Source organism: Polycladomyces subterraneus, from assembly GCF_030433435.1.
Taxonomy (GTDB): domain Bacteria; phylum Bacillota; class Bacilli; order Thermoactinomycetales; family JIR-001; genus Polycladomyces; species Polycladomyces subterraneus.
The window spans coordinates 96,614-122,234 of record NZ_JANRHH010000031.1; the positions used below are offsets into that span (position 1 = coordinate 96,614).

Annotated in this window: 27 protein-coding genes and 1 pseudogene; 17 read left to right on the forward strand and 11 right to left on the reverse strand. The window is 50.8% G+C overall.

What is annotated here, in order from left to right; translation table 11 throughout:
- The 6 genes from NWF35_RS07500 (at nt 1) to NWF35_RS07525 (ending at nt 5,176) form a co-directional block, all read left to right on the forward strand.
- Nucleotides 1-1,629: a nitrite/sulfite reductase gene (locus NWF35_RS07500; protein WP_301238433.1), complete on the forward strand. Its 1,629-nt coding sequence runs from the start codon at nt 1-3 to the stop codon at nt 1,627-1,629.
- Nucleotides 1,626-1,904: a DUF3906 family protein gene (locus NWF35_RS07505; RefSeq protein ID WP_301238434.1), complete on the forward strand. Its 279-nt coding sequence runs from the start codon at nt 1,626-1,628 to the stop codon at nt 1,902-1,904. The genes NWF35_RS07500 and NWF35_RS07505 overlap by 4 nt, the downstream gene beginning before the upstream one ends.
- 46 nt (nt 1,905-1,950) lie before the next feature.
- Nucleotides 1,951-2,673, forward strand: a complete 723-nt coding sequence (locus tag NWF35_RS07510; RefSeq protein ID WP_301238435.1) for a phosphoadenylyl-sulfate reductase — start codon at nt 1,951-1,953, stop codon at nt 2,671-2,673.
- Between the two features lies 1 nt (nt 2,674).
- Nucleotides 2,675-3,430: a sulfite exporter TauE/SafE family protein gene (locus tag NWF35_RS07515; RefSeq protein WP_301238436.1), complete on the forward strand. Its 756-nt coding sequence runs from the start codon at nt 2,675-2,677 to the stop codon at nt 3,428-3,430.
- A gap of 13 nt (nt 3,431-3,443) precedes the next feature.
- A complete protein-coding gene (gene sat / locus NWF35_RS07520) occupies nt 3,444-4,616 on the forward strand; it encodes a sulfate adenylyltransferase (RefSeq protein ID WP_301238437.1) in 1,173 nt (390 codons plus the stop codon).
- A 182-nt stretch (nt 4,617-4,798) separates the two neighbouring features.
- Nucleotides 4,799-5,176, forward strand: a complete 378-nt coding sequence (locus NWF35_RS07525; protein ID WP_301238438.1) for a hypothetical protein — start codon at nt 4,799-4,801, stop codon at nt 5,174-5,176.
- Between the two features lie 120 nt (nt 5,177-5,296).
- Here the strand turns inward: NWF35_RS07525 and NWF35_RS07530 are convergent, their stop codons facing one another.
- Both NWF35_RS07530 and NWF35_RS16835 read right to left on the reverse strand, forming a co-directional pair.
- Entirely contained in the window at nt 5,297-6,622 is a 1,326-nt protein-coding gene (locus NWF35_RS07530; RefSeq protein ID WP_301238439.1) for a tetratricopeptide repeat protein, read from the reverse strand.
- Between the two features lie 195 nt (nt 6,623-6,817).
- Nucleotides 6,818-7,039: a hypothetical protein gene (locus NWF35_RS16835; protein WP_363321574.1), complete on the reverse strand. Its 222-nt coding sequence runs from the start codon at nt 7,037-7,039 to the stop codon at nt 6,818-6,820.
- Nucleotides 7,040-7,049: 10 nt separating this feature from the next.
- Between NWF35_RS16835 and NWF35_RS16840 the strand changes: the two are divergent.
- The 5 genes and pseudogenes from NWF35_RS16840 to NWF35_RS07550 all read left to right on the forward strand — a co-directional run.
- Nucleotides 7,050-7,225 (forward strand): annotated as a pseudogene (locus NWF35_RS16840) (phenolic acid decarboxylase); the annotation flags it as partial.
- Nucleotides 7,226-7,508: 283 nt separating this feature from the next.
- A complete protein-coding gene (locus NWF35_RS07535; protein ID WP_301238440.1) occupies nt 7,509-8,801 on the forward strand; it encodes an ABC transporter permease in 1,293 nt (430 codons plus the stop codon).
- 13 nt (nt 8,802-8,814) lie between these two features.
- Entirely contained in the window at nt 8,815-9,708 is an 894-nt protein-coding gene (locus tag NWF35_RS07540; protein WP_301238441.1) for an ABC transporter ATP-binding protein, read from the forward strand.
- Nucleotides 9,705-10,460 carry an ABC transporter ATP-binding protein gene (locus tag NWF35_RS07545; protein ID WP_301238442.1) on the forward strand — a complete coding sequence of 252 codons (756 nt, stop codon included), beginning with the start codon at nt 9,705-9,707 and terminating at the stop codon, nt 10,458-10,460. Before NWF35_RS07540 ends, NWF35_RS07545 begins: the two co-directional genes overlap by 4 nt.
- Complete coding sequence (locus tag NWF35_RS07550; protein ID WP_301238443.1) at nt 10,438-11,154, forward strand: TetR/AcrR family transcriptional regulator; 717 nt, start codon at nt 10,438-10,440, stop codon at nt 11,152-11,154. The genes NWF35_RS07545 and NWF35_RS07550 overlap by 23 nt, the downstream gene beginning before the upstream one ends.
- 66 nt (nt 11,155-11,220) lie before the next feature.
- On the opposite strand, the gene NWF35_RS07555 is transcribed toward NWF35_RS07550, so the two are convergent.
- Nucleotides 11,221-11,937, reverse strand: a complete 717-nt coding sequence (locus NWF35_RS07555; RefSeq protein ID WP_301238444.1) for a S1C family serine protease — start codon at nt 11,935-11,937, stop codon at nt 11,221-11,223.
- Between the two features lie 112 nt (nt 11,938-12,049).
- Between NWF35_RS07555 and speE the strand changes: the two genes are divergently transcribed.
- From speE to NWF35_RS07570, 3 genes are all read left to right on the forward strand, one after another.
- Entirely contained in the window at nt 12,050-12,928 is an 879-nt protein-coding gene (gene speE / locus NWF35_RS07560; protein WP_301238445.1) for a polyamine aminopropyltransferase, read from the forward strand.
- 63 nt (nt 12,929-12,991) lie between these two features.
- A complete protein-coding gene (locus tag NWF35_RS07565) occupies nt 12,992-13,453 on the forward strand; it encodes a hypothetical protein (RefSeq protein ID WP_301238446.1) in 462 nt (153 codons plus the stop codon).
- A gap of 113 nt (nt 13,454-13,566) precedes the next feature.
- Entirely contained in the window at nt 13,567-14,121 is a 555-nt protein-coding gene (locus NWF35_RS07570) for a biotin transporter BioY (protein ID WP_301238447.1), read from the forward strand.
- 24 nt (nt 14,122-14,145) lie between these two features.
- Here the strand turns inward: NWF35_RS07570 and NWF35_RS07575 are convergent, their stop codons facing one another.
- The gene (locus tag NWF35_RS07575) at nt 14,146-14,637 is read right to left on the reverse strand and encodes a hypothetical protein (protein ID WP_301238448.1); all 492 of its coding nucleotides are present in this window, start codon (nt 14,635-14,637) and stop codon (nt 14,146-14,148) included.
- Here NWF35_RS07575 and NWF35_RS07580 point away from each other — a divergent pair.
- Both NWF35_RS07580 and NWF35_RS07585 read left to right on the forward strand, forming a co-directional pair.
- Nucleotides 14,624-14,830, forward strand: coding sequence for a YqgQ family protein (locus NWF35_RS07580; protein ID WP_301238449.1), 207 nt, complete (start codon nt 14,624-14,626; stop codon nt 14,828-14,830). The two genes, NWF35_RS07575 and NWF35_RS07580, sit on opposite strands and share 14 nt — an antisense overlap.
- A gap of 165 nt (nt 14,831-14,995) precedes the next feature.
- Nucleotides 14,996-16,408: an amino acid permease gene (locus tag NWF35_RS07585; RefSeq protein WP_301238450.1), complete on the forward strand. Its 1,413-nt coding sequence runs from the start codon at nt 14,996-14,998 to the stop codon at nt 16,406-16,408.
- A gap of 41 nt (nt 16,409-16,449) precedes the next feature.
- Here NWF35_RS07585 and leuD read toward each other — a convergent pair whose 3' ends face one another.
- The 3 genes from leuD to NWF35_RS07600 form a co-directional block, all read right to left on the reverse strand.
- Entirely contained in the window at nt 16,450-17,073 is a 624-nt protein-coding gene (gene leuD, locus NWF35_RS07590) for a 3-isopropylmalate dehydratase small subunit (RefSeq protein ID WP_301238451.1), read from the reverse strand.
- A complete protein-coding gene (gene leuC, locus NWF35_RS07595) occupies nt 17,070-18,506 on the reverse strand; it encodes a 3-isopropylmalate dehydratase large subunit (RefSeq protein ID WP_301238452.1) in 1,437 nt (478 codons plus the stop codon). The genes leuD and leuC overlap by 4 nt, the downstream gene beginning before the upstream one ends.
- 318 nt (nt 18,507-18,824) lie before the next feature.
- The gene (locus tag NWF35_RS07600; protein WP_301238453.1) at nt 18,825-19,583 is read right to left on the reverse strand and encodes a DUF3153 domain-containing protein; all 759 of its coding nucleotides are present in this window, start codon (nt 19,581-19,583) and stop codon (nt 18,825-18,827) included.
- 142 nt (nt 19,584-19,725) lie between these two features.
- Between NWF35_RS07600 and cobT the strand changes: the two genes are divergently transcribed.
- Nucleotides 19,726-20,802 (forward strand): nicotinate-nucleotide--dimethylbenzimidazole phosphoribosyltransferase, encoded by a 1,077-nt coding sequence (gene cobT / locus NWF35_RS07605; RefSeq protein ID WP_301238454.1) that lies wholly within the window; start codon nt 19,726-19,728, stop codon nt 20,800-20,802.
- Between the two features lie 114 nt (nt 20,803-20,916).
- Here the strand turns inward: cobT and NWF35_RS07610 are convergent, their stop codons facing one another.
- The 4 genes from NWF35_RS07610 to NWF35_RS07625 all read right to left on the reverse strand — a co-directional run bounded on the left by NWF35_RS07610 (nt 20,917) and on the right by NWF35_RS07625 (nt 25,499).
- Entirely contained in the window at nt 20,917-21,633 is a 717-nt protein-coding gene (locus tag NWF35_RS07610; protein ID WP_301238455.1) for a GNAT family N-acetyltransferase, read from the reverse strand.
- Nucleotides 21,634-21,665: 32 nt separating this feature from the next.
- Nucleotides 21,666-22,523 carry a carbon-nitrogen hydrolase family protein gene (locus tag NWF35_RS07615; protein WP_301238456.1) on the reverse strand — a complete coding sequence of 286 codons (858 nt, stop codon included), beginning with the start codon at nt 22,521-22,523 and terminating at the stop codon, nt 21,666-21,668.
- Nucleotides 22,524-22,856: 333 nt separating this feature from the next.
- The gene (locus NWF35_RS07620; RefSeq protein WP_301238457.1) at nt 22,857-23,801 is read right to left on the reverse strand and encodes an L-lactate dehydrogenase; all 945 of its coding nucleotides are present in this window, start codon (nt 23,799-23,801) and stop codon (nt 22,857-22,859) included.
- A 54-nt stretch (nt 23,802-23,855) separates the two neighbouring features.
- Nucleotides 23,856-25,499: a lactate permease LctP family transporter gene (locus NWF35_RS07625; protein ID WP_301238458.1), complete on the reverse strand. Its 1,644-nt coding sequence runs from the start codon at nt 25,497-25,499 to the stop codon at nt 23,856-23,858.
- Nucleotides 25,500-25,621 lie beyond the last annotated feature (122 nt).

Genomic DNA, 25,621 nt, shown 5'->3' on the forward strand with positions numbered 1-25,621 from the left:
ATGGCGCGACAGCAACAGTGGAAATGGGCGAAAGATGTTGACCGTCTGAACGAAGTGGAGAAGTTGAAATTGGAGAAAGACGGTCTGGATGTTATTCCCGATATCGAGAAATACGCCCAAACCGGGTTTGAGTCGATCCCGGAGGAGGAATTCGCCCGTTTCAAATGGGCGGGATTGTACTTGCAACGGCCCAAATCTGACGGTTATTTCATGATGCGGGTGCGGATTCCGACGGGGATATTGAATTCCCGGCAGGTGCGTGTGTTGGCCGAAGTGGCTCGCGATTACGGCCGGGGTCTCATCGACGTGACCACACGGCAGGCGGTGCAGTATCACTGGCTTCGAATCGAGAATATCCCGGACATTTTCCGGCGGTTGAAGGAAGTGGGTTTGTACTCGTACGAGGCATGCGGCGACTGTCCGCGCAATATTGTCGGCAATCCGTTGGCAGGAATCGATCCGTATGAGTTGATCGATACGCGTCCGATCGTAGCCGAACTGGAAAAGACGTTCTTGCTGAACAAAGAATTTTCCAATTTGCCCCGTAAATACAAAATCTCTGTCTCCGCCAACATTCACAATGCGGGGCACGCACAAATCAACGATGTCGCCTTTACTCCCGCGATCAAGGAGATTGACGGAGAAAGGGTAGTCGGATTCCACGTGTGGGTGGGCGGCGGATTGTCCAACCGACCGCATCTGGCTCAGCAGTTGGATATCTTTGTTCGCCCGGAACAGGTGGTGGATGTGGCAGTCGGTATCACCAAAGTGTTCCGGGATTACGGTTATCGTGAAAAGCGGCACCGTGCTCGTCTGAAATTCTTGGTCGCCGATTGGGGACCGGAGAAGTTTTTGGAGGTATTGACTGAACTGATCGGTCCCTATCCGTCGCGCGGGGAAGATCAGCTGAAGGAGTGGAACGGTGGGTACTTCACGGGTGTACATCCGCAAAAACAAGAAGGGCTGTGCTACGTGGGGCTCAATATTCCTGTTGGCCGGACGTCCGCGGAAGAGTTTTTCCAACTGGCCGATCTTGCCGATCAATACGGCTCTGGCTCCGTGCGCACGGTGAACACCCAAAACGTCATCATTCCCGACGTACCGCGGGAGCGGGTGGACGATCTGTTGAAAGAACCATTGTTGGAACGGCTGACACCCTACCCGAAAACATTTGTAGGACATGCCATTTCCTGCACCGGTAAAGAATTCTGCAACTTGGCGCTGACCGAAACCAAACAGTTGATGTACCGGACCGTGCAATATCTGGACTCCCGTATCGACCTGGATGTGCCGATCCGTTTGCATGTGAATGGTTGCCCCAATTCCTGCGGACAGCAACAAATTGCCGACATCGGGCTGTTGGGCGGCAAATTGAAAACGCCAGCAGGTATGGTAGAGGCATACACCGTGTCGGTTGGCGGACATCTGAACGGGAAAGGCCGCTTCAACACCCAGCTCAAGGGTCGGGTGGAAGCAAATGATGTTCCGCGCGTGTTGGAATCGTTGGTACTGTTTTACAAAAATGAACGGCAACCCGGTGAATCGTTTGCCGATTTTGTGGATCGCGTAGGGGTGGCCGCCTTCCAGGAGCGACTGGACGAAGCGCTGGCGAAGGCGGGAACGAAATGAGTGTGCGTAAGACAAAGCAGCGGAATGACAGTTTGGATCCCTCCCTGTTTCTATACCGGTTGTCGGTTGTGACGGAAGATGGGGAAACTCATACGATCGTCGTGTTGGCAGAAGACGACGAAACGGCCTTTAGTGCTGCCGAAAAGGAATGGGAACGGAATTTTCTCGTTCCGCCAAAAGTTGCGGAATGGGCGTTGGAGGAAAAGCGCCGGGTAAAATCGGGAAGCGGCTATGTGGTCAGCGGAATTGAACCGGAAAATTCGTCTGATGTGTGACCAATTGCGCCCCGATTGAATATGCATTGTGCAGGAGGGAACATCAATGGGCAATCAAACAGTACAGACGGAAGAAAAAGTGTGGTCACCGGAAGCGTGCAAAGCGGCGGCGGAGGAATTACGGAATTCTCATCCTTCAGACATTCTGGCATGGGCCGTTCAGCAGTTCGGCCCGTCGGATTTGACGTTGGCGTGCAGCTTCGGTTATGAAGACGTGGCGCTCGTGGACATGTTGGTCAAAGTAAACCCCGATGTGGATATTTTCTACTTGGACACCAGTCTCTTGTTCCGGGAAACTTACGAAACCCGGGATCGTCTGGCGGAGAAGTATCAAAAGGATTTCATCCGTGTTGCCACAGATCTAACGCTGGAACAACAGGCGCGGGAATGGGGGGATCAGTTGTGGGCACGCGATCCCAACCAGTGTTGTTACCTTCGGAAAGTGGCACCGCTTGAAAAGCAGTTGAACTCCTACCGTGCGTGGATTACCGGTATCCGACGGGAGCAGTCACCCACCCGTGCCAATGCCGAAGTGGTGGAATGGGACGCCAAGTTCCAATTGGTCAAGATTAATCCGTTGGTATTTTGGTCTTCCGAGCAAGTGTGGTCATACATCAAAGAAAACGAGGTGCCATACAATCCGCTTCATGATCGCCAATACCCCAGCATCGGCTGCGAACCGTGCACCCGGCCGGTCAAACCGGGAGAAGATCCGCGAGCTGGTCGCTGGGCGGGATTTATGAAAACGGAGTGCGGATTGCATAAGTAAAATGTTGGAGATCGGTATTATCTTCACGGGTTTTTTGGTGGGCACGTTGGTGGGGCTGACAGGGATGGGCGGGGGGTTGCTCATGACCCCGCTCCTCATTTTGTTGTACGGCTTTTCTCCCACGATGGCGGTAGGAACCGATTTGGTTTATTCCGCCGTAACCAAGGCAGTCGGAACATTGCAGCACATCCGACAACGTACGTGGAACAAGCAGATAGTGTTTCAGTTGATGAAAGGCAGTGTCCCAGGTGGAATCATAGGGGTTCTCGCCATCCGTGTACTGGATCACTTCTCTCTGTCCGTGGAGGATGTATTGGGTCATTTGTTGGGCATCACGTTTATCCTGGTGGCACTGTTGATGGGCTGGCGATTGATACAAAAGCGTCGCCAGAACCGAACGTTCCGCTCATTGTGGCAGATGCCGCTGGGCGTATTGGGCTTGGTGGGCGGTTTTCTGGTCGGCCTCACATCCGTGGGAAGTGGGTCAATGTTTATGGCCTTTTTGCTGGCCACGACTGCGCTTCCCTCTCCGGTGATGGTGGGAACCGACGTGGTTCATGCCTTCTTTTTGACACTGACCACAGGCGTTGTACACGCATCTTTCGGTCATGTGGACTGGCCGTTTGTGATGTATCTATTGATCGGATCCATCCCAGGCATACTCATCGGTGGTCGGTTTACGCTGAAATTGCCCGATTTCGCGTTACGGATCGGGTTGATTGTAGTGTTGTTTTTGACAGGTGTCAAGTTGGTGTGAGAGGAGTGGAAAAATGGGAGAAACCATCGCACCGCACGGCGGCGTGTTGATTGATCGCGTTGTCGTCGGAGAAGAAAAAGAAGAATGGATTCAGCGAGCGGAGAAGTTGCCGAGAATCGAAGTGACCGGGGTGACCCTGTCCGATTTGGAGTGTATCGCAACCGGCATTTTCTCTCCGCTGACCGGTTTCTTAAACGAAGAGGATTACCTTTCCGTACGGGATACAATGCGGTTGACGGACGGTACGGTGTGGAGTCTGCCGATTACGCTTCCGTTACCGGATGAGGTGCAAAAAACGGTCAAACCGGGTGACACGGTGGCGCTTGTCCATCAGGGCGTCGTGTATGCCGTGATGGAAGTGGAGTCCGTCTATGGTGTCGACCAGAAAAAAGAGGCACGCGAGGTGTTCCGTACCGAAGATGAGCAACATCCGGGTGTGGCCCGACTTTACCGTTCACCGGCGGTGTATGCGGGCGGCCCGATTCGGTTGCTCCGCCGCCCAGATCACGGTCCATTCGCTCAATATTTCCATGATCCCCGTACTGTCCGTGCCGCTTTCCAGGAGCGCGGCTGGCAGCGGGTGGTCGGGTTTCAAACGAGGAATCCCGTGCACCGGGCGCATGAATACATCCAGAAGGCAGCGCTGGAGACGGTAGATGGCTTGTTCCTCAATCCATTGGTCGGTGAGACCAAGTCGGACGATATTCCAGCAGATGTACGCATTCGCAGTTACGAAGTGATTCTAAAAGAGTATTATCCCAAAGATCGGGTGTATTTTGCGGCATTTCCGGCAGCCATGCGCTATGCCGGACCGCGTGAGGCTATTTTCCACGCTATCGCTCGTAAAAACTTCGGTTGCACTCATTTCATCGTGGGGCGCGATCATGCGGGTGTAGGTGACTATTACGGCACCTATGACGCACAAAAGATTTTCCTCGAGTTCCGTCCCGAGGAGCTGGGAATTACCCCGTTGTTCTTTGAACATAGTTTCTACTGTAAACGGTGCGGGGGAATGGCCTCCTACAAAACATGCCCTCACGACAAGGAGCATCATGTCATCCTGTCAGGGACCAAAGTACGGCAAATGCTGAAAGAGGGAATCATGCCGCCGCCCGAGTTTTCACGTCCGGAAGTGGTTCAAGTGCTGATCGAAGGCATGCGGGAAAAGGAACGTGTTACGCAGTAGTTTGTGTAGTCTGAAGGGTGGCCGTTTTCATTGAGCGGAGACGGGAAATCGGAGCCCGCAGATATTGTCAATAACTTCCCCGTCCGGTATGGACGGGTTTTTTTACTGGGACAGAATCCGAACCATTCTATGTTATAATTTTGTACATACATGTATGATGATTGCAAGGAGGATGGAACCGGATGACTCAACCATCGCTGCAACAGGCGATTGATGGGGATCTGAAGACCAAATCGGAAGAGCTCGCCGAAAAATACGGGATGAACTTATCCGATTTTCTCGCTTTTTGTACATATGATCGTGTCAACCACGGCGAGCTGGAAAGGATGCGGGGACTGCTTGAAAAATTCCGTCAAACGATGTTCGATGTAGTCAATGAGGCGGAAACGCTGGCAGACCTTCCAAACAAAGAATTATTTATCGCCACGATCGATGGCGCGTTCAATGCTTTCCAGTTCATATTACCTGGTGAGTTGGGCAAAATGCTCAGAAAATCAGTTGTCGAGTATCAAAAACGGCAATTGGAAGAAGCGGTCGAGGAGAAGAAAGCAACAGAGTGAGACTAGATACATAGACTCGAGGGAAGGGTAGCCTCCATCCGTCGAGCGACCTTTGAGTTTTCGCAATTCACCTAGATTGTTGCAAGAAACCCCGGAGTCTTTGCGCTTCCGGGGTGTTAATTATGACCGATAGGGTGTGTCGCTTTCCCGCAATGCTTTTTCCGCTCGATACAGCTCCTCCAAGCAAGAACGGAACCTATCGGGATCCCCTTCTCTCATGCAATGCGCCTGATGGAACAGTGCGTCCCGTTCCCGTTTTCGATCGCCGTTTTTTCGCGCCCATTTTACAGCTTCCTGGTAATGATCAACCGCCTCTTTCATTTCACCCCTTTGACGGTAATAATTCCCCATGGCCATCAGGGCGTCAACATACACCGGATCATAGGGATGTTGACGTCCCAATTTCAACGCCTGTTCAAGTTCCTCCCTTGCTTGATCCCATTTTTCCTGTGTCATGTACAACAGTCCCAACCGGGTATAGACTTCCAGGATGACCTGTTGATCACGGAGACGGTTTTTTAACCGGAGGGCCAGGCAAAAGCAAAGTTCAGCATTTTCCCAGTCTCGGTTTTGGAAATATACGTTTCCAAGCAAAGTCCATAAATGAAACGCGCGATCATACTTATGGTTCAAACGTGCAATTTCCAATCCCTCAAGAGCGCACGAAACCGCATCTTCTGACAGGCGTTGTCGAAGGAGCAATTCCGTCCGCAATTCGTAAGTTTTCAAAACGGTGTGAATGTGATGGATCTGGGGAAGGTGTTGCCACAGGGTTTCCACGGTTTGAAACGCTTCACCGGTCCGGCCCAGCCGATCCAGGCATGCTGCTTTATTGACCAACAGCAGGTAGCGGAGCTGTCTTCGTTCGCCATCCGGATGGAAGGCAGACAATCCATTCTCAATATATTGCAAGGCCTGCTCATAACGTTGCTGGGCGAAATAGACAGCCCCCAGCTCACAAAAAGCGGCTGCTTCCAAGTTGGTTTTTCGTTGCTCGGGTTGTTGCCCGGTCAGCCGAATCGCATTGAACAGTAACCGTTCGGCCCTGCGTAAGTGACCTTTGGTTATATAGCACTTTCCCTTGAGGTAATATACGACCGCGGCCAAATCATGGGTATCGTCGAATGACAATTCGTCGATTCGTCTCAATGCTTCATCGGCATATCCGAGATCGTGCAATGTTTCGATGGAGGTGAGACGGAACCGCAGACGTTCCAGTTCTTGACGCTCTTCCTGTATCAGTTTGGGTACTGCATCCAAGTCCAAGTCCAGCTTGGAAAGCAGGTAACGGATTTTGTCGGGATGAACGTGCGGAATACCGCGCTCAATGTTGCTGATCGTAGCGGGGGAAATATGGTCGTCGGCCAGATCTTCCAATCGAAGTCCGCGCTTCTTTCGTATTTTTCTTATTACATCACCAATTTTATCTATTTGTAGGGACTGCAATCCGTTTTCTCCTCCTATCCCTTGCTCTATGCTAATCCCCATAGTACAACAGGCGTATTTCCGGGGAAAGGGACAGAAGAAATTACCAACCACTATTTGGAATTTTTGGTGGTATTCGATAGTGGGATGGCGGAAAAAGGACCCGATTGCAGGAATGGAAATCAAGAGGGATTAGCTGGGGATGTATATGACTGTTTATGCTTCAGAACCTTCCTCCAGCCATTTTAGGGCCATTTCCAACCAGGTAATATATCCTTTTTCCCGTTCCATTGCTCTCGTCAGTATCAAAAAGTGATCAAAATGGGGGGAACGAGCAATGGGATCCGTCATTTCCTTTTGTAACTCATCAAAACGTTTCTCTAAAAAAGTCAACTTCTTCTTACGTTTGTTGCACTGATCCCGAAAGAGTTCCTTCACTTCATTCGGTGACGATCATTTGGAACTGATGCGTCAGTATCGCGATGCGGGGCCGACCTATCCTATCGAGGTAGTGGATGAATTGCAACCATTACCTTTGTCGAGGATTGCGGACCCGATCGTGAGGACGTGATCAATTGCCCACCGAGTGAGCTGCTGACAGGATCTGCGAGCCGGAGAAACTGAGCAAGTGGGATTGCCGGTGTGCCTGCCATCCAAGGACACAGCCAACCCCCTCTCCATTTGAGGGGGTTCCTATTTTGTTTTTCTACGCCAATGACTTCCTCTACACAGCTAACAGAGGCACTTCTGTTGGTTGTCGTGGGCTTCTTGCTTCCTCTGGATCATTTTCAAGAGCAACCTTTTATAATAAAGTGAGTAATAACTCACTTTTTTGTTGACTCCCCATGAGAACCTAACATACACTGTGAGTGAGTAATTACTTAATATGAATGGGGAGGGCTTCATCGTGTGGAAACGAATTGGTGCGTTGATTGTCAAGGAGTTTATCCAGCTGAAACGCGACAGGCGCACCCTGGCGATGATGATCATGCTTCCTGTCATCTGGCTGGTGGCGTTCGGGTACGCGGTCAATTTTGATGTGAATCATTTCCGAGTTTTTGTCGTTGACCAAGCGAACAGCGAAGACAGCCGCCAAGTGATCCATGAAGTGGAAGCGCATGAGGAGATGAGCGTGGTGGATCGGGGTACGGAACAAGAAGCGCGTAATGCATTGAAATACGGCAAAGCCGATGTCGCCATCTTGTTTCCCAAAGATTACGATTCCATCGCGAAAAGCAAAGAACAACAGCTGAATATCTTGGTAGACGGAAGCCGCCTGTTCACGGCCCAATCGGCAGTGCGCGAAGTGAGTGAGGTTTTGGGTAACATTCAAAAAGCCAACATGAAAGAGCTCCGGCAAAACATCGAAGAGCGTTTCACGGGCCATGAAGTGCCGGAGGTGAAATTGGAGCTTCCCGCTGACTCGCCGCTGGCCAAGCTGCCGCCGAATGTGGCGAAGGACTTGCAAAACAAGATCCAGTCCCAGATCCGGGCGGCGATGGATGAGCGATTGGAGAAGCAGAAAAATGAATTGAAAGATCAGTTCCCAGACCCCGAATATATGGCTGCTAAGGTGGAAGTGCTGTACAACAAGGATTTGAAGAGCGTGTACTATATGATCCCTGGCTTGATGGGATTGGTGCTGATTTTCATCACCACCTTCATGACGGCGCTCGGCGTGGTGCGAGAGAAGGAAAGGGGCACCTTGGAGCAGTTGATCGTCTCGCCGCTCCGTTCGGTCGAATTGATCTTGGGGAAACTGCTTCCCTATATGATCATCGCAACCTTCGATTTCCTTTTGGTGCTCGCGGTCGGTATCGGGGTGTTTGATGTTCCGTTCACGGGAGATCTGGTTTCTTACCTCTTGATGGCGCTCATTTTCTTGTTCGCGTCGCTCGGCATTGGTCTGTTCATCTCGACAGTGTCGCAAAACCAGCAACAAGCGATGCAGCTCGCCATGATGACGTTATTGCCGCAGTTCATCCTGTCCGGCTTTGTTTTCCCATTGGAAGCGATGCCCGAGTGGATCCGCTGGTTGTCCTATCTCATGCCGCTCACTTATTTCTTGCCGATCAGCCGTGACGTGTTCCTCAAGGGCATGAGCGCATGGGATCACCCGGTGGCATTGGCAATGCTGGCTTTCTTCGCTGTGTTGTTCCTGTTGGTGGCGACAGTTCGCTTCAGGCGAAGCTTGACTTGAGGGGAGAAGCCGGATGATCTCATTTCAGGATGTTTCATTTCGATATGGCAAAGAAGAAGTGCTGAAAAATCTTTCGTTTCAAATCGGGGAAGGCGAAATCGTGGGGATCGTCGGTCCCGATGGTGCCGGGAAATCCACACTGTTGAAGTTGCTCGTGGGGCTTCTGAAGCCGAAGAAAGGCAGCATCAAATACAGCGAGTCGTTCTCATCGGGATTTGTAGCGGAGCACTTTGGTTTGTATGAGGATATGAGCATTGAGGAGAATCTGCTGTTTTACGGCCGGTTATACGGCTTGTCCAGGGAAGAGGCGACACGGCGGAGCAAACAGCTCTTGAAATGGACCAAACTCTCCCCGTTCAAGGATCGTTTGGCGGGAAACCTTTCCGGCGGGATGAAACGGAAGCTGGCCATCAGCGCCGCATTTCTCCATCGCCCTTCCTGTATGATACTGGATGAGCCGACACATGGGGTGGATCCGGTTTCACGGCGCGAGATTTGGAAGCTGATTCGGGAAGTGAAAGCCGAAGGGGCCACCGTCATCGTCTCAACGCAATATCTGGATGAAGTGCCCCACTGTGACGAGGTGCTGCTCCTGTACCGGGGAGAGCTCATGAAAAAAGCGTCCCCGCAGGCGCTGATCGCCGAGTTTCCTTACGCGGTGTACCGCATCCCCGATTTACGCCACATGTCCCTGAGGGAATTGCAGAAGTTGAAAAACATCTCCCATGTCGCCGATGCGTTTCCGCGAGGGGTGGATTGGGTTTTCCTGGTCAGCCAGGAAGAAGCGGTTCATGCCTTGCGCGACTGGATTCGAGAAAAAGGACTTGAACGCGAATTGGAGCGCATCCAGCCCACATTTGAAGATGTGTTCATCAATTGGATGCGGGAAAGGGGGAGTCAGAGATGATCGAACTCCACCGGATCACCAAACAATTTGGTACCTTTCGCGCGGTGAATCAGGTATCATTAACAGTGTCAAAAGGGAGTGTCTTTGGACTGCTCGGCGCCAACGGAGCCGGCAAAACGACTCTCATCCGGATCATGTGCGGAATTTTGCCCCCGACGAGCGGCAGTGGGCTGGTTTTGGGGCGTGACATTGTCAAAGAACGGGCACAGATTAAAGAGCGGATTGGGTACATGTCGCAAAAATTTTCCCTGTATCCCGATTTGACCGTCGAGGAAAATATCCGATTCTATGCGCGGTTGTATGGTGTGGAGCAGATCAAACAGCGGGTGGAGGAACTAATCGAGCAGTTTTCGCTTCAAGATGCGGCCAAGAAGCAAGTGTCGGCGCTCGGAGGCGGAATCCGGCAGCGGGTCGCTTTCGCATCCGCGATCGTTCATATGCCACAGCTTTTGTTTCTTGACGAACCGACCAGTGGCGTCGATCCCCTGACCCGGCGTCTGTTCTGGGAACAGCTGTATGAATTCACCGAACAAGGGATGACCGTTTTGGTGACCACACACTATATGGATGAGGCGGAGCGATGCGAGCAAGTCGCGCTCATGAATCAAGGGCAGATCGTGGCGAAGGGAAAAGTGGATGAATTGAAAGAGCGGTACGCCGACGAATTGGGCACGGCGCGGCCGACGCTGGAAGAAATCTTTGTGCATGTGATCAACCAAGGAGGAGAAAATGTCCAAGAAAAGTTGGGATGAATGGGTTCATGATATTGCGGAGCAATACGATTTGGATCTGAAAGCGGACAAAGAAACGCAAAAACAGAAAAAGATTTTGGAAGCGGCCATTCATGTGTTCGCGGAAAAAGGCTTCAGCGGTGCCTCGACAAGCGAAATCGCTGAGCGGGCCGGTGTGGCTGAAGCCACCATTTTCAAGCATTACCGTACCAAGAAAGGATTGCTTTTGCGATTGGTCATTCCGGCGATTGCCCGGGTGGCCTATCCTTATATCGCCACTCCCGTGCTCAACATCCTCAATCAGGACAAGCCGTTGGAAGAACTTTTGCGCGAGGTGGTCATCGACCGGAAGGAACTCCTGGAGAAAAACTGGAAAACATTACGCATCATTTTGGTGGAGAGTTTATTCCATCCGGAGATTCGCGAAGCACTGAAAATCCATGTCGCCAGAAACGTGTTCCGTATGGCGTCAGAAAAGATCGAGGAGCTGAAAAGCAAGGGCAAGCTGCGCGCCGACCTCCCCAACCATGTTATTTTGCGGGGGATCATGTCACAGATTGGGGCATACCTGCTTGCCCGTAACGTGATTCCCGAATTGTTGGCCCAAGGGGGAGAAGATGAGGAAATCGGCTGGATCGTGGATATGTTGATCAACGGCATCGCTCCCAAGCCAGACTCCAAAACCGATTCTGAAGCAGACGAGGAAAGCCATTGACAGCAACTGTCAATGGCTTTCTGTAGAACAGATAACAAAACATTTCTTATGTGCGTATAGACGACATTAACTCATATATTTTCGGATCCACGGTTTGATTTCATCGACTGGAATCGCAAAACCGATGCTCTGCGACGGATAAATGATCAAGGTGTTGATGCCGATGACTTCACCCAGGATGTTGATGAGCGGACCGCCGCTGTTTCCCGGATTGATGGCCGCATCCGTTTGAATGACGTTCCCGTAATAGCGATTGGCTACCTGCAGTGGCCGGTTTTTTCCGCTGATGACGCCCACGGTGACGGTATGTTCCAGCCCCAGCGGGTTACCGACCGCAATCACCCATTCCCCTACTTCCACTGTTTCTGCACTCCCCAAGCGGAGCGGTTTCAACGGATAGGGTGGTTGTACCTTGATCACCGCCAGATCGCGTTCTTTATCGGACCATACTCTCCGAGCTGGTAGAGAGCGCGTATATCCGTCCAACTTGACCGCGATTTTGTCTGCGTCTCGGATGACGTGTTCATTGGTGACCAAATAGCCGTCGGGGTGAATGACAAACCCTGTTCCGAAATGACGGGGAGGTGGATCGCTTGAGGCGGAGGACCAGCCCGGAATCAGCATGCTCAGGATATGCTCTTCCAGATTGCGCGGTTTCTCTTCGGTGATGATCGATACGATGCCTTTGCGCACCCGTTTGACCACCTTTACAAAATGATTGGCCGGGTGCGCAGCCGAAGAGACGATTGGTTCCGTACGATGCAGTCTGATTTTGCGTTGCATGCATTCCAGCTCCTGTTCGTCCACTTTCCGGTGGATTGTGGTATATAATATGAAAGGACAGGGCTGACGTGCAGGGGCAAATCCCCATTTTTGTTGAGATGAGGAGGAAGCGATGAAACAGACAGGATTGAAAGGTTATGTGGATTGGAACGGAGAAATGTGGCTGGCCGACTCCGAAGAAAAAGACGGTTTCAGCTCGATTTGGAAGGTGAAACAAGTCCTGCACAAGGAGCAATCCGAATTCCAGGAAGTGTCGGTGATCGAAACTGTGGGATTCGGACGTGCGTTGGTGTTGGACGGCATCATTCAGACAACGGAGCGGGACGCCTATATCTATAATGAAATGATCACACACGTGCCGTTGGCGACCCATCCCGAGCCCAAGACGGTGTGCATCATCGGTGGCGGGGACTGCGGGGCAGCCAGGGAAGTGGTCAAATATCCGACGGTGGAACGGGTGGATATGGTGGAAATCGATCCCAAAGTGGTGGAAGTCAGCAGGAAATACTTGCCCACCGTCGCTGGGGAAGGAGAACCGGACCCGCGCATCCGTTTTGTCTATGACGATGGAGCCGCCTTCATTCGTGCACACAAGGATGAATATGATGTCATCATCGTCGATTCATCCGATCCGGTTGGGCCGGCGGCGGTATTGTTCGAAGAGCCGTTTTACCGCGACGTTTACGCCGCATTGAAACCGGACGGATTGATGGTATGTCAGAGCGAATCACCGGTCTTCTATCCCCATATTTTGAAACGCGTCCGAGATACAATGCAATCGATGTATCCGGTGGTCCGCACGTATTTGGCAACAGTACCGACGTATCCGGGCGGAATCTGGAGCTTCACGTTGGCGTCGAAACAGGCCGATCCGTTGCAAACCCAACCCGACCGGCTGCGTGATGAGGACACGAAGTATGTTAACAGGGATATTTTCCATAGTTGTTTCGTCTTGCCTAACGACGTCCGGAAAATTGTGCAAACGGGTTGATCATATCCATCCTCCCCTGTCTATATACATGAAGCAGATGGTACAGGCAGGGGAGGAAGCCTTATGAACAATTGGTGGAGACGATGGTTTCGCTCTGTGCTGACTTATCTGATCATCGCTGTGGTGACGGTCTTGTTGATGATCTATTACGAACAGGCCCAAACCAAAAACTACATTGAAGATTACCAACGATTGGGCGGCAGCAAAGTGATCAATGATATTTCGGACACCTACAAGCTGATCATGGAGCGCTACTCCAACTACAAATTGAGCCGAGAGATGAAGATCAAAATCGTTGACAGGCTGAATCGGTTGAGTGCCCAACTGCAGGAAGTGGACGAGCGGATCAACACACGGGAAGTTGATCGTCGGGTGGATTTTTCATTTGTTTACCATGATATCAAATTGGTGAATCTTTCCTTGTCTGATGCGTCCAAAGACGATATCGTGCCGGTCATCGTCTTGCATGCGATGGAAGGGCTGGGAGAATTGAAAAGGGAGATCACTTATATACGCTACCATTGATGGGGGACGGAGAAAACTGTCAACCTTGCAAATATAGTCAGTTGACATTAGTCAACGGCTTTTTTTATGCTTAAAATCGTGGCAAATGATCTTGGGATGACGAGGTGTTCAACGTGTCCAAACGTGTGTTGACCGTTCGTAATATGGTGTTGGCGGCGATGTTTGCTGCCCTGCTGGCCATCGGCGGGCAAATCCGCATTCCCTTGGAACCCGTTCCGATCACCTTGCAGACGTTGGTGGTGATGTTGACTGGTTCCATCCTGGGAGCACGAATCGGCGCGATCAGCATGATCGTGTTCATCCTGCTGGTGGCGTTCGGTGCTCCGATTTTGTCCGGCGGTGCTGGCGGATTGGGGGCACTGCTTGGTCCGACCGGCGGATATGTGCTCAGCTGGCCCTTGGCCGTATGGGTGATCGGTTGGTTGACGGAACGTGCGCCGAAGTTGCGGGTATGGAATCTCACCTTGATTCACCTGCTGGGCGGCGTATTGCTGGTATATGCGGCAGGAGTGACATGGTTGGCGTATGTGGCCGGTTTGGGATGGAAAGTGGCTGTATTACAAGGGGCGCTGCCGTTTATCGCGGGGGATGTCGCCAAGGCGGTAGTGGCTTCCATTGTCACGCTCGGCGTGATCCGTGCATATCCAGCGATTCGGCCCCGGAAATAAATACGTCCGCAGGAAAGCGGACGTTCAGCTCTGAACCGGTAGTGTTGTAAAGCCGGCATAACGTTCGACAAATCGTATAAAGCGTTCATCCAGAGGTACAATGAGGTCGGTGGCACCTCGGTCATATTTGCCGTTTCGGTTGATTACCCGCAATTGCTTCACTGTGATTTTGTAGTATTGCGTGGAAAAATCGGCGTTGACGATCGTGTCGCCGGCCTTTTCTTTTGTTTGGCGGTAAGCGGTCAAGCGAAACGGCACCATCCCGAGGATGTTTTCCAATAGTACGTGGTACGAGGTATGCGGTTTTTGAAAGATCAGTTCCTTGGTCGTAATCGTGCATCCAAAATCATAGCGTTTTTGAGAAAGGAGGAGTTCACCCTCCAATTTTTTTATATTTATAAAATTTGAGTGTCGCAATGGATTCACACCCTTTGAGTTCGTGTTTCCATCTTTTTTATTGTACCATATATCGGTGGAGTATGCCGTGAAAGGAGGAGTTTGGATGGAGGCATCCATCCGGACAATGTCCGATGTGCGTGCATTGCTCAAACGGTTCGGAGCCATTATCTATACAGGGGACGAGTTGGGAGATCTGGATTTGATGGAGGACGAGCTGGCCGAGTTGCACCACTGGGGGATGATCGAAACGTCGGAATACATGGCAGCCTGTATGGTCATTCGCCAGAGGAGAATGGAATTGGATAAATGAAAGAAGGATAAATATACAAATTATGTAACCGAGAAATGTATTTCTTTTTTTAAGTCAATTATGGTATATTGTTTCTAGATATTTGATCAAATTGTGACATCATATTTATGCAGCATACACCGCAATATTGCGTTTTTATTTTGTCAAATCAAGGGGGTCAGAAACATGAATCCGTGGTTGCGCAAAAAATCCATCGAACAGCTGCAAGCGGATGGATTGAAGGAAACCGGTCTCAAGCGCGTGCTGGGTCTGGGAACGCTGACCGCCATCGGGCTTGGCGGCATTATCGGTGTAGGCATCTTCGTGTTGACGGGGGTGGCGGCAGCCACGCATGCCGGACCGGCCGTGTTGCTTTCCTTTATTATCGCTGGTTTGGCTAGTGCAGCGGCGGCATTGTGCTATGCGGAGTTTTCCGGATTGATACCCGTTTCCGGAAGCGCTTACACATACAGTTACGCTGTGTTGGGTGAATTCGCCGCTTGGATGATTGGTTGGGACCTGTTGTTGGAGTACTCACTGGTGGTGGCCGTCGTCGCCATCGGTTGGTCCGGCTATCTGCAGTCCATTTTGGGGCAGATCGGAATTCATCTGCCGGTATGGGCCCAGGGTGCGCCCGGCACGGGTGATGGACATGTCGTGGATCTTTTGGCGGTATTGGGGAGTTTGGCGATTGCCGGCCTGCTCACCATCGGGCTGGAGTGGGGTTCCCGGTTCAACTCGCTCATGGTGGCCATCAAAATCGGCATCATCCTGGTGATCATTGGCGTCGGCAGCTTCTATGTCAATCCGGATAACTGGACCCCGTTCATGCCGTTCGGTTTCAATGGCGTGATGCAGGGGGCGGCGCTCGTCTTTTTCGCGGTATTCGGTTACGATACGTTGACAACAGCCGCGGAAGAAGCGAAAAACCCGCAGCGGGATCTGCCGAGGGCAGTGATTTTGTCGTTGGCGATCGCCATGATCCTGTATGTGGGGATGTCGCTCGTTTTGACGGGGATTGCACATTACACGACTTTAAACAATTCGGCGCCAGTGTCAAAAGCTTTCACGGATCTCGGATTAAAATGGATTCCGGCCATCATTTCCGCCGCGGCCGTGGCGGGGATCACCAGTGTGTTGTTCTCCTTCATGCTGGCGGCAGCCCGTGTTTGGTTTTCCATGAGCCGTGACGGTCTACTGCCGAAATGGTTCTCCGGTATCCATCCGAAGTTTCGCACACCGCACCGCCCGACGCTGATCATCGGCGTGGTGACGGCATTGGTGGCAGGATTTACACCGATTTCCGAAGTGGCAGAGCTGGTAAACATCGGTACCTTGTCGGCATTCATCCTGATCTGTGCTTCGATTATGATTTTGCGGGTAAAACGCCCCGACTTGAAGCGTTCATTCCGCACGCCGTTGGTGCCTTTTGTGCCCTTGATCGGAATTGTGTTCTCCGCTTGGTTGATTATCAGCTTGCCGCCCATTACCTGGATTCGGTTTTTGGTGTGGCTCGTGGTCGGTATCGTATTGTACGTATCCTACGGGATGAGAAAAAGCAATCTGGCACAGCAACAATCGACGCAAGAGACAAAATAACTTGCAGCATGACGAAGGGGCGCCGGAAAGCGCCCCTTGTTTCATATCAACGGGAGACCCGAGCTGACCCGATAATATGCTGGCACGGTCTCCTCGTAACATGCGATTTGCTCTTCATATTGCAGCGTCATATCGATATCGTCCAAGCCGTTGATCAGACAGTGACGGCGATACTCGTCCACTTGGAACGAGGTGGAAAAGCCATCTTCATCCGTTACGACACATTTCTCCAGATCGACCGTGAGGGTGTATCCCTCTTTGGCTTCGGTACGTTGGAAGAGTTCCTCCACAGTTTTTTCAGGCAATTTCACTGGCAGCATCCCGTTTTTGAAACAGTTGTTGTAAAAGATATCGGCGAAAGACGGGGCGATGACCACGCGGAATCCGAAGTCCAAAAGTGCCCACGGCGCATGTTCACGTGAAGAGCCGCAACCGAAGTTGTTTCGCGCGAGCAGAATGGACGCCCCTTGATAACGCGGCTGGTTCAGCACGAAGTCCGGCCGCGGTTGACCGTCATCGTCAAAACGCCAGTCATAAAACAGGAATTGACCGAATCCGGTCCGTTCGATCCGCTTGAGAAACTGTTTAGGGATGATCTGATCAGTATCTACGTTGGCCTGATCCAGCGGTGCCACGATTCCCGTATGCCGGATGAGCGGTTTCATTGTGTTACCTCCTTTTGCCGGATATCTTCCGTTTCCCATTCCCGGATATCTACGAAGTGACCGGCGATCGCTGCTGCGGCGGCCATCATCGGGCTGACCAAGTGAGTGCGTCCGCCCCGACCCTGCCGTCCTTCGAAGTTGCGGTTGGAGGTGGAGGCACAGCGTTCGCCCGGTTGTAGAACGTCGGGGTTCATCGCCAGGCACATGCTGCATCCCGCTTCGCGCCATTCAAAACCGGCCTCGGTGAAAATCTTATCCAACCCTTCCGCCTCAGCTTGCCGCTTCACTTGTTGCGATCCTGGCACCACCATCGCGTGAACGTGCGGTGCCACTTTTTTCCCTTTGACCACGCTGGCGGCGGCGCGCAGATCCTCGATCCGGGAGTTGGTACACGATCCGATGAACACCCGGTCGATCCGAATGTCGGTGATGGGCGTTCCCGGTTTGAGTCCCATGTATTCCAATGCGCGACGTGCCGATTTGCGCTCCGTTTCCGTAGGGAAGGAGTCCGGATCCGGTACCGTGCCGGTAACGTCGACACCCATGCCGGGACTTGTGCCCCAAGTGACTTGCGGTGCAATAGTGCTGGCGTCGATTTCGACCCTGCGATCGTAAACGGCACCTTCATCGGTCCGCAATTCTTTCCACTCCGCCACAGCCCGTTCCCAATCTTCCCCTTTGGGGGCCAGGGGCTTGTCTTTCAGATAGGCGAACGTCGTTTCATCGGGGGCAATCATGCCGGCTCGCGCACCCGCTTCGATGGACATATTACAGACGGTCATCCGTTCTTCCATGGTTAATGCACGGATGGCTTCACCGGTGTATTCGATGACCGTTCCCGTCGCACCGTCGGTACCGATGAGGGAGATAATGGCCAGGATCAGGTCTTTGGCGGTTACGCCGGGTTTCAGTTTTCCCTTGACGTGGATCTCCATCGTCAACGGTTTCGCTTGAGGCAAGCACTGTGTAGCCAAAACATGCTCCACTTCACTGGTCCCAATCCCGAACGCCAGGGCACCGAAAGCGCCGTGGGTGGATGTATGGCTGTCCCCGCAGACGATGGTTTTGCCGGGGAGTGTCAGCCCCAGTTCAGGCCCGATCACGTGGACGATGCCTTGTTGCGGGCTGTGCAAATCATAAAGGGAGATGCCGAACTCCTGACAGTTTTTGGCCAGTGTCTCCATTTGTTTGGCTGAAATGGGATCGGTGACGGGAAGCGAGCGGTCCGTTGTGGGCACATTGTGATCCATCGTGGCTACGGTCAAATCGGGCCTTCTCACTTTCCGACCGGACAAGCGCAATCCCTCAAATGCCTGTGGTGACGTGACCTCGTGGATCAGATGAAGATCGATGTACAACAGTGCGGGTTTGCCCGGTTCCTGGTGAATCACGTGTCGATCCCATACTTTTTCAAACAGTGTTCGTGGCTTCATAACCCAACACCTCATTTCATGAAAAGTGTGGATAAAGTCAACGGGACACGTTCTTCCCCTGCCCGCTGGCGTGACGGGACAATGATTCCGCAGGAAAACGGTCCCTATCGTCTGATTGTTTGACTGCTGATATTGTTCCTATTTTAACAAAGTTTCTCACAATGGCAAGCACATATTCACGGTTGTTCACGATTTGTTGAAAAAAAACGCTTTCCAAATGCAAAAAAAGGAAACCGTCTCCCGACTAACGATTACGTGAAAGCAGGAAACGGTTTTCCTTGATCAAAACGCCCCTGAAAAGGCTGATTCCCATCAAGGTCATGAAATATTGGAACCATTGCTGACGGTCGGCGGATGTTGACGCTTTTTGCGAACACGCCGCACGATCAACAAAATCACGACGATAAGGAGGATTGCGCCCCAGCCCAATGGGTTGGGAAACTCCGCTTCCATAAAGATGGGGTTATCTTGTCCTGGCTTCAGATCCCACGTCAAGATTTTACCATCGTCGGTGACGTTGTTGGCATTGTGGTGATCTGGTGCGATGGGCAACGTCAGCATCAATCTCAAGTGCAGGAGGTCACCTAGCGAGTCACCCAAAAATGTGCCCCCCAAATCTTTCATCGAGCGCAGGTCGACATGGGTGTCGACACGGAATTTCAGTGTAAAAAACCCCGGATCAAAATGAAAAGCGGGTTGACCGGAACTGCCGCTCTGCGGTACGGCATCGGTAGAAACGGCCGCCAAACTGGCGGACGGTTGATTGGGCAATAAGTCTTTGAACATGTTTTGATCCGGCGGTTCCTTCAATACGTTGTCGACATGCTTTTCGGCCACCCATCCCGTTTGATCTCCTTCATTCACCGTTTTGACCTGATATCCTTTTTGTTGGAGACGGTCTTTGATTGGTGCGATCTGTTCGGCCAACAACGGGTTGGAAAGCAGTTTCAGCTGATAAACACCGGAACCGTCGGAGTGAACAGTGATGTGCATGGTGGCGTTCACACAACCGGTCAACAGCATGACGCAGACCATCGTCAGCAGCACCCATCCGTAGCGTGAGCGTTTTGGTTTCATCGGTTCCTCCCTTTCTCCTGGATTCCGAAGTCAGTACAATAGAAAAAGAGCATGAACATGAACATATTAGCACAAAAATTGACCAATTGTTGGGAAACACATGTCGGATTCGCAAAAATCTCAGAAAAGGAGCAAAACGAACGTGCAACAACAACTGAATCGACCCGATCTCCTAGAATTGGAGTCGCTGACGAGACTGATTTCGCTTCCGGACGAGACACTCAAGCAACAAGCGAGAGAACATATCGACCAATTAACCAAACCGCCGGGTAGTTTGGGATTGTTGGAGGAGATGGCGATCCGCTTGGCGGGCATCACTGGTGAACGGACCCCTGACATGAGCAAAAAAGCGATCGTCGTCTGTTGCGGGGACCACGGCGTGGTGGAAGAGGGGGTGACGGCCTATCCCTCCGAAGTGACGGAAAAAATGATGGCCAACTTCGCGGCGGGCGGAGCAGCGATCAATGTGATCGCCCGGCAAACCGGAGCAGACGTTTTTGTGGTAGATGTGGGCAGTCAGGCGAGGACGGTTCCCGACGGCGTTATCGACTGTAAGGTACGTCCGGGTACAGACAATATGGCATCCGGCCCCGCCATGTCCCGCGATGAAGCGGTCCGGGCAGTGATGACGGGGGTGGACGTAGCCCGCAGATTGAAACAGGAAGGCGTCCGCGTCATCGGCGTGGGGGAAATGGGTATCGGAAATACAACACCGGCTACGGCCATTGCTGCGGTGATGACTGGCAGTCCGGTTGACCAGTTGACGGGACGCGGCACCGGAGTGGACGACACGGGAATGCTTCGAAAGATTCACGTCATCGAGCAGGCGATCCGCGTCAACCAACCCGATGCACAAGATCCCATGGACGTGTTGGCCAAAGTGGGCGGGTTGGAGATTGCCGCGATGGCGGGGGTGATGCTGGGAGGCGCGCTGGAGCGCATGCCGGTCGTGATTGACGGGCTTATTTCCACCTCTGCCGCGATGATCGCCGCCTGTCTGACTGAACGGGTGAAGCCGTATTTGTTTGCCTCCCATTTGTCCGAGGAACCGGCACATCGCATTCTATTGGAGAAGTTGGGATTAACGCCGCTGATCCACGCCCGGATGCGTTTGGGAGAGGGAACAGGAGCGGCGCTGTTGTTTCCGTTGATGGAAACAGCCGTGGCATTGATGCGGGAGATGGCCACCTTTGCTGATTTGGGTTTGGAGGGACCTTGACATCTTGTAGCCATTTCAGGCGATATTGTCAACAGCCTAAAAAGCCATTTTTCCAAGGGGACTTGGAAAAATGGCTTTTTTGCTATTTTAGCTTGTTGCATAATGAATAAGGGGTCATTGGATTTCTGCGATATTCCGCCTCCATCGTTCCCCTTGTGAAGACTTTGATGCATAGAAAGGATTTTTCCATTCCATCAGTGTTGCATAATTACATGATTCTTCATCCTCTAAATAGTTCGCCACCACTTTCACAGGGGTACGGCCACAGCGAAGCAGGAAGGTTATAACAGGGTCCTTCAATTCCCCTTTTACTACAGCTTCGAGGTATTGTTCCGCTGTCATCTCATCCGCTTTCTTATGATAGCCAGGCATTCTTCCTCCGCCTAACAACCGTTCCAACCCCTTGTGAACAACGACGTCAAACATGGAGAACATCAACCATTTTCCCAACCCTAATTTGCGATAGGAGGGGCGCACGCAAATATCAACGACATAGAGCGTGTTCCCGTTTGGATTATGGTTACGAATATACCCATTATCGGTAATCTCTTCCCATGTATGGTCCGGATGGTTGGGGTCAAAGTCCACAATCAACCCCGTCATCGATCCCGCGATTTCCCCATTCACCTCAATACATAAGGCTCCCTCCGGGAATAGCGTAACATGGTTTTTCAGCTGTTCCGTGTTCCACCATAACTCAGACGGGAATGGGGGAGGGAAACTTTCCTGTTGAATTTGAATCAAACCAGGAAAGTCCCTTTCTTCATAATTTCGGATGATCGCCGGGACAGGTTGATCCTGGTCAAAAACGTAAAACTCTTTTCGATACACCCTTCTCCCTCCTTGTAGAAGGCTAAATCTCCTTAGTTCCAATCCGGATAGAGATCTGTACGCCGATCACGCCACGTGGTGACGGAACCACTTTCACGAACCTGATATAACAGTTCTAAATCAAGATCGGCGGTGACAATCATATCATCATTGATTTCCCCTTCTACCAAGATCCCCCGGGGAGGGAACGGAATATCGTTTGGTGTAATAACCGCCGCTTGCCCAAAATTCGCCCGCATAAAGTCGACCGTGGGAAGGGAACCTACTGTACCCGTAGTTACGACATAGACTTGGTTTTCTACCGCTCTCGCATGGCAGGAGTAACGGACACGATGGAATCCATGACGATCATCGGTACAAGAAGGGCAGAAAATCACATCAGCTCCTCTGGCTTTGGCCATTCGAACGATTTCTGGAAATTCGATGTCATAGCAGGTTAATACGGCGATTGTTCCCTTGTCTGTCTCGAACACCTGCAGACTTTCGCCAGGAGCCATTTTCCATTCCCTCACTTCCGTTGGCGTGATATGAAGCTTTGGTTGTTCCGCGATCCTTCCATCCGGATAGAACAAATGAGCGACATTGTATAACCGGTCACCTTTGCGGATAACATGGGTTCCTCCGATAATGTGCATCTTCGTTTGCTTCGCCAAGGATGAAAACAAATCGCGATACTGCTCTGTGAAATCGGGTAAATCATTGATGGTTAAGGCATTTCCTTGTTTGTCACCGATGGACATCAATTGAGTCGTAAAAAACTCGGGGAATAATACAAACTCTGCGCCGAATTCCTCGGCTGTTTTGATATAATGCTCCGATTGCTTGGCGAAATCTTCAAAGGATCGGATCGTATGAAGATGATATTGGACAGCTGATACTCTCAGTTTCATATGGCTCCTCCTTTTACCTGGTTCCCGTCATGCTCTGCTTTTCTTCTATCTAAGAAAACAAGTTATAGTGGATGATACAGTAATTATTAGGTATATAGCGTTTATTAACAAGTACGTACTTTGTTTTAACTAATTATCCTTAATTATGAAGGAGTTAATGAATGATGGGGAAGTTTGAAAAGAAAAAGTACCTCCTGTTAACATACGAGGTGTCCATGTGCACAGGACCCTTTAAAACAGAGGAGGTACTCAAAATGAAATCAACTAACTTTCATTGCAGGAGCAGATGTTAGTAATCATCTGGGCCTGCATTCTCTTAATAAAAAGTGGTGCTTAGAATATTTTTTTCAACACTTGACTTAACACTTGTGCCGAATGATGCAGTTTTTCCAGTTCCTGCTCTTGCAAATTCAACTCGATCACTTCGCGAATGCCGGAACGATTCACCACTGCTGGAACACCGATATAAATATCCTTTAATCCATATTCGCCACGGAGTAGCGTGGAAACAGTTAACACTGAGTTTTCATCGTTTAAAATGGCGCGAGTTAAACGAGCCAGTCCCATTGCAATTCCATAGTAGGTGGCTCCTTTTCGTTCAATGATATGGTAGGCTGCATCGCGTACATTGATAAAAATTTGATCCAGTTCATCCTGATTTGGACCTTTTCCTTCTCGTAAATAGTCCGAAATCGGACGGGTTCCAATATGGGCATGACTCCACACGGGCAATTCTGTATCCCCATGTTCCCCGATGATATAGGCATGTACATTCTGTGGATTCACTTGATAAGCTTCACCGAGTAGATAGCGCAAGCGAGCTGTATCAAGGATGGTACCCGATCCAATCACTCGATGAGCCGGCATGCCGGAATATTTCCATGTCGCATAAGATAGGATATCAACCGGGTTTGTCGCAACCAAGAACAATCCATCAAAACCGCTTTTCATCACTTCGCTAATAATGGATTGAAAGATTTTCGCGTTCTTATCCACAAGATCGAGACGGGTTTCTCCAGGCTGCTGGTTGGCACCAGCGGTGATCACCACGAGGTCCGCATCTTTACAATCGCTATAATCTCCAGCCCAGATGCGCATCGGTGAACCAAATGGCAAGGCGTGATTCAGATCCATCGCGTCCCCTTCCGCCTTTTTCTTGTTAATGTCAATTAACACCAATTCGTTAGCCAAACCTTGGTTCAGTACCGCATATGCATAGCTCGATCCAACAAAACCGGTTCCAATTAAAGCGATTTTGGTTACTTTCGTCACTTTCATAAGGGGACAACTCCTTTGTTCTTATATAGTATTTGGCTGGCTTCCTGCTATAAATCACAGGAGAAAGCGGAAAATATATGCCAGCAGATAGGTAAAGATACAGGTGATGAATAGGAAAGCCAAACTATATTTCAAAGTGAAGCGGAACAAACTGGATTCATCGCCGGATTGACCAACAGCTGCTGTAGCGATCGCCACCGATTGTGGACTGAGCAATTTCCCCATCACCCCCCCACTGGTATTAGCGGCTACGAGCAAAGCCGGCGATGCCCCAATCTGTTGCGCCGTCACCAGTTGCAGGTGACCAAACAAAGCGTTGTTGGCGACAACCGAACCCGTCAGAAATACACCGATCCAACCCAGAACGGGTGAGAAGAAGGGGAATAACTTGCCGGTTTTCGATAAAGCTAAGCCCAAGGTGGACGAAATGCCCGAGTAGTTGGCTAGATAAGCAAAAGCGAGTACGAAACCGATGGTGACAACGGGTTTCCACAGTTCAAGCAATGTTTCTTTGATCAATTGTAATGTTGTTCGCATATTGACGCGGAACAACAGAAGGGTCAGGATGACAGAGAGCAAGATCGCGGTACCTGTCGAAGACAGCCAGTCCAGTTTGAAAACCGCATCATATGGCGTCAGATCCTTGGCGATCGGAGGAGCAATCAACACATGTTGATGCAGTCCGGGAATTTTAATCTTGGTGACAAGAGATTCCAATGGCCCTCCTTGGTCGAATAAATGTTTAAAAGCTTTGCTGCTCCAGATGCTGACCATGATCGTCAGGATGTAAAATGGAGACCATGCTTTGATGATTTGTCCCGTTGTCACACGCTTGGAGCGGACAGTTTGTGTACCATTATTAAGATGGAAGATGTTTTTTGGTTTCCAGAACTTCGAAAACAGCGTTAAAGCACCCATACTGATTAGTGAGGAAGTAATGTTAGCCAACTCAGGTCCGATTAAAGTGACGGTCAAGTATTGTGCCACTGCATACGATCCTCCGACAACGAGCAGAGCGGGAAATACTTCTCTCACACCGCGTAATCCATCCAAAATCCAAATCATCAAAAACGGCACAAGGAAGGAAATGATCGGTAATTGAATCCCCAGAATTTTAGACAACACGATTTTATCGATGCCGGAGACTTGACCGGCCACAATGACTGGAATCCCCATTGCCCCAAAAGCTCCAGATGCTGCGTTGGCAATCAAGCAAAGCGAGGCGGCTTGCAATGGTTGAAAGCCTAGTTCGACGAGCAATGCGGCAGAGATCGCAATCGGAACCCCAAATCCTGCTGCGCCTTCCAGAAATGCGTTAAACGAAAATCCGATCAGCAATAGTTGTAATCGTTGATCGTCGGAGATCGAGATGATACTGGATCGAATAACATCGAAATTCCCCGTTTTTACCGTGATCTTATACAGTAAAACAGCTGTAACCACAATCCAGGCGATTGGCCATAAACTATAGGCAAAACCAAAACCAAAACCAACCGCACCTAGTGTCATAGAAATTGGCATGCGATAAACGAAGATGGCAATCACGAAGGCGATGAACGTTGTATAGAAAGCGGCTATATATCCTTTTAGACGTAAGATTGTTAAAGATATCACAAAGAAGATGATCGGAATGGCAGATACGAATGCTGATAGCCATAACTGGTGAAGAGGATCATAGGTTTGTGTCCACATGTCCATAGGGAACACCCCTTAAAGAAGAGTGAAGGATGAGCTCGTACATTCACTGCAATGTAGTATTGATTGACCAGTTTCATTATACTCCCCAACGTAAATAAATGGGATGAACAATTTGTGAATGA

What these genes read in the sequence shown, in the direction of transcription:
- NWF35_RS07545 (WP_301238442.1), top strand. Translation starts at nt 9,705, where the DNA reads ATGATCGAACTCCACCGGATCACCAAACAATTTGGTACCTTTCGCGCG.
- NWF35_RS07625 (WP_301238458.1), bottom strand. Translation starts at nt 25,499, where the DNA reads ATGGACATGTGGACACAAACCTATGATCCTCTTCACCAGTTATGGCTA.
- speE (WP_301238445.1), top strand. Translation starts at nt 12,050, where the DNA reads ATGAAACAGACAGGATTGAAAGGTTATGTGGATTGGAACGGAGAAATG.
- NWF35_RS07585 (WP_301238450.1), top strand. Translation starts at nt 14,996, where the DNA reads ATGAATCCGTGGTTGCGCAAAAAATCCATCGAACAGCTGCAAGCGGAT.
- sat (WP_301238437.1), top strand. Translation starts at nt 3,444, where the DNA reads ATGGGAGAAACCATCGCACCGCACGGCGGCGTGTTGATTGATCGCGTT.
- NWF35_RS07525 (WP_301238438.1), top strand. Translation starts at nt 4,799, where the DNA reads ATGACTCAACCATCGCTGCAACAGGCGATTGATGGGGATCTGAAGACC.
- NWF35_RS07575 (WP_301238448.1), bottom strand. Translation starts at nt 14,637, where the DNA reads ATGGATGCCTCCATCCAAACTCCTCCTTTCACGGCATACTCCACCGAT.
- NWF35_RS07580 (WP_301238449.1), top strand. Translation starts at nt 14,624, where the DNA reads ATGGAGGCATCCATCCGGACAATGTCCGATGTGCGTGCATTGCTCAAA.
- NWF35_RS07515 (WP_301238436.1), top strand. Translation starts at nt 2,675, where the DNA reads ATGTTGGAGATCGGTATTATCTTCACGGGTTTTTTGGTGGGCACGTTG.
- NWF35_RS07565 (WP_301238446.1), top strand. Translation starts at nt 12,992, where the DNA reads ATGAACAATTGGTGGAGACGATGGTTTCGCTCTGTGCTGACTTATCTG.
- leuC (WP_301238452.1), bottom strand. Translation starts at nt 18,506, where the DNA reads ATGAAGCCACGAACACTGTTTGAAAAAGTATGGGATCGACACGTGATT.
- NWF35_RS07505 (WP_301238434.1), top strand. Translation starts at nt 1,626, where the DNA reads ATGAGTGTGCGTAAGACAAAGCAGCGGAATGACAGTTTGGATCCCTCC.
- NWF35_RS07555 (WP_301238444.1), bottom strand. Translation starts at nt 11,937, where the DNA reads ATGCAACGCAAAATCAGACTGCATCGTACGGAACCAATCGTCTCTTCG.
- NWF35_RS07540 (WP_301238441.1), top strand. Translation starts at nt 8,815, where the DNA reads ATGATCTCATTTCAGGATGTTTCATTTCGATATGGCAAAGAAGAAGTG.
- NWF35_RS07620 (WP_301238457.1), bottom strand. Translation starts at nt 23,801, where the DNA reads ATGAAAGTGACGAAAGTAACCAAAATCGCTTTAATTGGAACCGGTTTT.
- leuD (WP_301238451.1), bottom strand. Translation starts at nt 17,073, where the DNA reads ATGAAACCGCTCATCCGGCATACGGGAATCGTGGCACCGCTGGATCAG.
- NWF35_RS07500 (WP_301238433.1), top strand. Translation starts at nt 1, where the DNA reads ATGGCGCGACAGCAACAGTGGAAATGGGCGAAAGATGTTGACCGTCTG.
- NWF35_RS07615 (WP_301238456.1), bottom strand. Translation starts at nt 22,523, where the DNA reads ATGAAACTGAGAGTATCAGCTGTCCAATATCATCTTCATACGATCCGA.
- NWF35_RS07600 (WP_301238453.1), bottom strand. Translation starts at nt 19,583, where the DNA reads ATGAAACCAAAACGCTCACGCTACGGATGGGTGCTGCTGACGATGGTC.
- NWF35_RS07510 (WP_301238435.1), top strand. Translation starts at nt 1,951, where the DNA reads ATGGGCAATCAAACAGTACAGACGGAAGAAAAAGTGTGGTCACCGGAA.
- NWF35_RS07550 (WP_301238443.1), top strand. Translation starts at nt 10,438, where the DNA reads ATGTCCAAGAAAAGTTGGGATGAATGGGTTCATGATATTGCGGAGCAA.